This is a genomic window from Streptomyces niveus (assembly GCF_001723055.1).
In the GTDB taxonomy this organism is placed as follows: domain Bacteria; phylum Actinomycetota; class Actinomycetes; order Streptomycetales; family Streptomycetaceae; genus Streptomyces; species Streptomyces niveus.
In genome coordinates, this window is the sequence record NZ_MDCR01000258.1 from 1 (window position 1) to 6186 (window position 6186).

Genomic DNA, 6186 nt, shown 5'->3' on the forward strand with positions numbered 1-6186 from the left:
CGCCGCGAGGTCGCCGGTGTCGATACGGGTACGGGCGGGGCCCGTTGAGCTGGTCAGGTTCATGCTCGAACTGTCCCAGCGGCCCCGTTGCCCGTCACTCGGGGCGGCACCCGAAGGCGGGTTGGGGCTATCCCCCGGCCGCCAACTCCGGTTTACCCGCGCGGTGTTCCTGCGGGCTGATGCCCCGTACCCGCTTGAACGCCGTGCTCAGCGCGAACGAGCCGCCGTAGCCGACCTGTCGGGCGATCGACTCGACCGTGGCGTCCGTCTCCCGTAGCCGGTCGGCGGCCAACGACAGCCGCCAGTCGGCGAGATACGCCATCGGCGACTCCCCCACCAGCGCGGTGAAGCGGCGGGCGAGCGCCGCGCGGGAGACCCCGCACCTGGCGGCGAGCGACGCGACGGTCCAGGGGTGGGCGGGCTCGTTCTGGAGCAGCCGCAGCGCCTGGCCCACGACGGGGTCGCCCATCGCCCGGTACCAGCCGGGCGCCGCCGCGTCGGGGCGGGAGAACCAGGTGCGCAGCGCGGCGATAAGCAGCAGGTCGAGCACCCGGTCCAGTACGACGCTCTGGCCGGGGTCGTCGCGTGAGATCTCCTCGTCCAGGACCGGCAGCAGTGGACAGTTCCACGCGTCGGCGGGCAGACGCAGCACGTCGGGCAGCGCGTCGAGCAGCCGTCGGCTGACCTCGCCGGCCATCTGGTAGGTGCCGACGAGCACCGTCGACGATCCGTCGGGGGCGTTGCCCCAGGTCCGTACGCCCAGGCGCATGGACTGCGCGAGCGGTTCACCGCGCAGGGTGTGGCAGGTGCCGCCGGGGCCGATGAGAGCGTGCGGCGTACCGCCGGGGACGTCGGTGACGGTGTACGCCTGCGGCCCACGCACGATCGCGATGTCGCCGGGGCGCACCAGGACGGGTTCCGGGTGGGTGTCGTGGACGATCCACGCCTCGCCGCGGGTGACGCACATCAGACAGAGCGGGGCGTGGTCCTCGATCCGTACGGACCACGGCGGTTCCATCACCATGCGCAGCAGGAAGGCCCCGCGGGCCCGGGGTCCGTCGAGAAGTCCGGCGAGTGCGTCCACACCGGTCAGATTAGACGCGCGGCGGGGAGTCCGGTTCTCAGCTCGCGCCGTGCGTGGGCGCGATCTCCTCGACCCGTGCGGCCAGGTCGAAGTCCCGGTCGGTGATGCCGCCCACGTCGTGGGAGTTCACCGCGATGTCCACGGTGTTGTAGCCGAGGGTGAGATCGGAGTGGTGGTTCAGCTCCTGCTGGATCCCGGCGACATGCACCACCATCGCCGTCGCGGCGAAGTGGTCGGCCAGCCGGTAGCTGCGGGCGATCTTGCCGTCCTCCACGGACCACTCGGGCAGCGCGGCCAGGCGGTCGGCGATCTCCCTGGGTGTCAGCGATTCCTGCGCCATGTCTCACTCCTTACGAGGCCCGCCGGGGACCCTCGCCAGTTCGGGGGACGCGGTGTCGAGCGGCACCGTGTAGGAGCGTACGAGCCCGAGCTGTACGGCCTGCCGGGGCAGTACGGCGTCGAGCATCCAGTCCGTCGCGACACGCACCCGGTTCCCCGGCATGGCCGCCAGGTGGTAGCCGCGGGTGACGGCCCCGGCGAGCGCGCCGGAGAGCGGTACCCCGAGGGGGTTGGCCGCGGCCTTGATGCCGCCGAGGTCGACGAGGAAGCCGAGATCGTGGTGCGCGTACGTCTGCCAGTCCCCGTACCCGAGGGAGGCGGCGACGTTGCGGCCGGCCACCTTGCCCTGGCGGGCGGCGTGCTGCGCGGTCATGGGGGTGTACTCGCCGGGCCTGGTCAGATCGGGTACGGCGGCGGCGTCGCCGCAGGCGAAGACCTCGGGGTGGCGGGGCAGGCGCAGCTGCGGATCGACCAGCAGCCGGCCCTGTTCGACGGGCAGTCCGACCTCGGCGACCAGGGGGTCCGGCCGTACGCCGACACACCAGACGAGGGTCCGGGTCTCGATGAAGTCCCCGTCGTCGAGGTGGACGCCCTTGTGGGTGGCCTCGGTGACGGAGGTGCCGGTGCGGACGTCGACGCCGCGCCCGCGCAGCACCCGGTCGGCGGTGTCGGACAGCTTGCTGTCCAGCTCGGGCAGGACGCGGGGCGCGATGTCGAGGAGCAGCCAGCGGGGGCTGAGCCTGCGTTCCCAGCCGGGCTGTTTGCGGATCAGGGCGTCGGTGAAGAGCTTGCCCTGGGCGGCGACCTCGGTGCCGGTGTAGCCCGCGCCGACCACCACGAAGGTGGTGCGGGTCGTGGCCAGGGCGGGGTCTCCGGAGGCGGCGAGCTCTATCTGGCGGGTGACGTGGTCGCGCAGGTACAGGGCTTCGGGCAGGCCCCGGAAGCCGTGCGCGTACTCGGCGACGCCCGGGATCGGCAGCAGTTTGTTGACGCTGCCGACGGCGAGGACGAGCCGGTCGTACGTCAGCTCGCCCCGCTCGCCTTCGGGGCCCGTGTAGCGCACGAGCCGTTTCTCCAGGTCGACGTGGCCGGCCTCGCCGAGCACGACGCGTACGCGGGGCAGCGCGCCGGCGAGGGAGACGGTCACCCGGCGCGGTTCCAGGATTCCGGCGGCCACCTGGGGCAGGAGCGGGAGATAGAGGAAGTAGTCGGTCGGGTTGAGCAGGACGACTTCGGCCTTTTCCCTTACGCGCCGTGACAGCGTACGGGCGGCCTCGAAGCCGGCGAATCCGGCTCCGACGACGACGATGCGGGAACGGCTCACGTTCGACTCCGGACGGTGGAGTGTCGGGTCGTAAGGTCGGCTGCCCCCGTAGACCTCTATTATCCTCCGGTCCGCCGGTACTGCGACCTGATCTCGGCGGGCGTGAGCGCCCGGTCGAAGAACGTCAGGTCGTCCATCCGGCAGTCGCAGGGATTGCCCTCCTGGGTGTTCTGCGGATAGCTGCCGCCGATCTTGATGCCGCGCGGGTCGGTGGGCGAGGCGGTGTCCGGTTCCGGTGGTCCGTCCACCGCCCACGGGTCGCCGGGTACGACGTACCGGCCGGGCAGCGGGCGGGCGTCGCGGTACAGCGCCATGGTGCCCTTGTCGAAGTCGAACGTCGCGGCCAGAAAGACCCAGGTGTCCGGGGGCAGGATGTCGCGCCAGCCGGCGTCGGCGGCGAACGTCTGCGAACTCCCGCCGTCCAGGCGGCGGCCGAGCGCGACGACCTTCATCTCGCCGTCGACCGTGATGAGTTCGAGCAGGGCGCGTACGTCGTGGCCCTGCGAGGTGCCGGAGAGGATCCCGGCGAGGCCGATGGCGTTGTAGCGGTCGTCCGGGTCGGGGGTGCCGGAGTTCGGCGCGGGATTGTCGGCGGTCATCTTGAACCAGCCCATGACGGTGGCCTGCCGCGCCCCGTTGAAGGCGCCCAGGGTGGGCACCCCCTGCGGGCCGTACACCCCGGCCTTCCAGTCGTCGTTGCCCCGGACCGTGGGCGAGACCTGGCGCGTACGCAGCACATGGCCGCGCCGTTCGTCGTCCCGCACGCGCGCCTGGGCCCCGCCGTTGACGAGGTCGAGCGTGGTCCCCGACAGGCCCCGGTCCCGTTCGCGGGCGTAGTCCCCGGGGACGGGGTGCTCGAAGTCGTACGCGGCGACGGGGCGCGGCACGCTCACCGGATCCGCCCCGTCCGTGGGATCGCCCGCCGGGGCGAACGCCGTGGCCAGCAGGGTCGTGGCGAGTGCGAGAGTGAGGGCGGCGCGGCGCCCCGGGGTGCGGGCGGCGCGGCGCCCCGAGGGGTCAGCGCGCATCGGTCACCTTCCAGATGGTGCCGTCGGCCTTCGCGAGGACGAACAGCTCACCGTCGAGGTCCATGCCGAACCGCAGGTCGACCCGGTCGTCCCCGGCCAGCTCCGCCATCGAGGTCGTGGCGCCGGTGGTGTCGAGGACCTTGAACTGGTGGACCTCGGCGAGCGGCCCGCCACGGCGCATCTCCGCGACGTCGGAGTAGAAGATCCGGCCGCCGACGCCTTCGCCGTAGACGTACTTGCCGCGCAGCTCGGGGATCTTCGTGCCCCGGTAGACGAAGCCGCCGATCAGGGCGTTGCCGCTGTCGGCGCACGGCGTGGACGGCGGCGGGACGTGGTCGAAGGCCGCGACGGGATAGGTGTAGCCGTAGCTCGCGTCGTCTTCCGGGAGTGGGTAGACGCCGCAGGTCGGGTTCCCCTCCTTGCGGTACTCGAAGGGTCCCTCGCGGTCGCTCCAGCCCAGATTGTCGCCGGCCCTGACGTCGTACACGGACTCGATGCGGTGCTCCCCGATGCTCCCGACGAACAACTGGCCGCTGCCGCCGGCGTCCCAGCTGAACCGGTGCGGGTCGCGGAAGCCGTACGCGTAGATCTCACCGAGCACGTACTGCCGGTGCACGAAGGGGTTGGACGGCGGGATGCCGTACTTGCCGCCGGGGCCGTTGTGGCCGGCCGGGTCGATGCGCAGGATCTTGCCCTGAGGTACGTACAGGTCCTGTGGCACCGAGCTGCGCCAGCCCGCGCCGCCGTCGCCGGCCGCGATGTAGAGGAGGCCGTAATCCTGATCCCCCGGACGGGAGTTGGGGTTGAAGTTGATCTCCTGGATGGTGTGGAGCGTGCCCTGGAAGCCGAGCCGCATCACCTCGCGGCGGGAGCCCGCGAAGGTCGTGGCGCCCGGGTCGGTGGCGGTCCACTCGGTGACCACGCTGTGGACGACCGTGACACCGCCGGACGGCAGGTCGGGGCGTTTCTTGAGGGCGTCCCTGGCTTCGGTGTGGACGGTGTAGAACTTGCCGTTCTCGGCGAAGTCCGGGTGGAACGCGACGAATCCGAAGCCGCTGCCGAGGCCCTGGTGGGACCAGAAGTCGGGGCCGACGGCCGCGCCGACGTCCAGATACTCGGTAGGCGTGCCGGTGCTGTTGAGCAGATACATCTTGCCGTTGAGGTCGGGGACGTACAACCGGCCTGTTCCGTCGGGGACTTCACCGACGAAGTTGATCCGCGCCCAGCGTTTCAGCCGGTCGTCGGTCGGCGGCGGCAGAGGCGCCGACCTGGGGAGCGTCGAGAATTCGTCAAGAACCAGGCCAATTTCGGAGAGCGTCGGGTCGGGCAGCGGATCGGCGATCGGCCCGTCCTCCCGCGCGGACGCCGGGGGTACGACCAGGGTCATCAGCAACACCCCCGCCGCGACGGCCAGTCGGCGTCTGGCTGTTCTCCCTGTTTTTCCGGGCTTGGGCATCCCGCTCACCTCATCGGCTCGGACGTACGGCTCGGACATTCTTCTCCGACCACACAGAAAGCGCTTCCTACGAAGCATCTGCGCCAAGTTACAAACGAGGCGGTGGCGCGGCAAGGGGCCGGGAGCGAGCAAAGTGGTGCGGCCACCGATTTCAGACACGACAGCCCCATGAGACGGTCAAGTCGGTAGGGGTGCGTGGGGAGTCGGTCTCGAATGGCGATACTGTGCGCCCGCGCCGTCATCCTGGGCGGCGCAGTCCATGCGGAGGATTCAGTGACAGTATTCAACAGATCGTGGCGACGCCCCGGGGCGCTCGTGACGGTCGCGGCGGCGAGCGCGCTCGGCGTCGGCCTCTTCGTCGCCCCGGCGGTGGCGCACACCCCGGCCTGGGCCGTGACCTGCTCGGAGGTGAGCGTCGATCTCGTCAACTACACCGCCGACAAAGAGAACACGGTGACCCTGACGGTCGACGGCAAGGACCTGCTGCCCACCGAGAAGTTCGGCGGCGAGTTCCACAAGAAGATCGAACTGCCCGAGCACACCAAGGAACTGTCGCTCCACCTCGTGGTGGTGGACGGTTCGGGCAACGACGGTTCGCTCGACGACACCAAGACCGCGCCGGTCTGCGAGGGCACCGAGCCGGAGCCGGAGCCGTCCACGACGCCGCCGACCGAGCCGACGCCCACGCCGTCCGAGGCGAAGCCGGAGCCGGAGCCGAGCAAGACGACCGCCGCGGCCGAGGTCCCCTCGTCGCAGCCGAGCCCCGCCGGTGACGACCTCGCCGAGACGGGCTCCTCCAGCACGACCCCGCTGATCGCGGGCGCCGCCGCCGTCATACTCGTGGCCGGTGCGGGCATCACGTGGGCCGCGCGCAAGCGCCGCGCCGTGGGCAACTGACCCACCTCGCGACCACCGCTGACACCTGCCGACGTACGACGGGCACAACCGCCGACGG

The 6186-nt window shown here is 71.2% G+C and carries 6 protein-coding genes; 1 reads left to right on the top strand and 5 read right to left on the bottom strand.

Translation table 11 applies throughout. The features are described from left to right. Window positions 1–127 precede the first annotated feature (127 nt). The 5 genes from BHU15_RS26740 to BHU15_RS26760 are packed head-to-tail and all read right to left on the bottom strand — an operon-like array spanning window position 128 to window position 5231. Window positions 128–1084 (bottom strand): AraC family transcriptional regulator, encoded by a 957-nt coding sequence (locus tag BHU15_RS26740; RefSeq protein WP_069629527.1) that lies wholly within the window; start codon window positions 1082–1084, stop codon window positions 128–130. 37 nt (window positions 1085–1121) lie between these two features. Next, window positions 1122–1424, bottom strand: coding sequence for a 4a-hydroxytetrahydrobiopterin dehydratase (locus BHU15_RS26745; protein ID WP_069629528.1), 303 nt, complete (start codon window positions 1422–1424; stop codon window positions 1122–1124). A gap of 3 nt (window positions 1425–1427) precedes the next feature. Further along, a complete protein-coding gene (locus tag BHU15_RS26750) occupies window positions 1428–2747 on the bottom strand; it encodes an NAD(P)/FAD-dependent oxidoreductase (RefSeq protein ID WP_069629529.1) in 1320 nt (439 codons plus the stop codon). Window positions 2748–2806: 59 nt separating this feature from the next. Then, entirely contained in the window at window positions 2807–3775 is a 969-nt protein-coding gene (locus BHU15_RS26755) for a LamG-like jellyroll fold domain-containing protein (protein ID WP_069629530.1), read from the bottom strand. Next, complete coding sequence (locus BHU15_RS26760) at window positions 3765–5231, bottom strand: PQQ-dependent sugar dehydrogenase (protein WP_069629531.1); 1467 nt, start codon at window positions 5229–5231, stop codon at window positions 3765–3767. Before BHU15_RS26760 ends, BHU15_RS26755 begins: the two co-directional genes overlap by 11 nt. Window positions 5232–5504: 273 nt before the next feature. Between BHU15_RS26760 and BHU15_RS26765 the strand changes: the two genes are divergently transcribed. Beyond that, entirely contained in the window at window positions 5505–6128 is a 624-nt protein-coding gene (locus BHU15_RS26765) for an LAETG motif-containing sortase-dependent surface protein (RefSeq protein WP_167756088.1), read from the top strand. The last annotated feature ends 58 nt before the right edge of the window (window positions 6129–6186 follow it).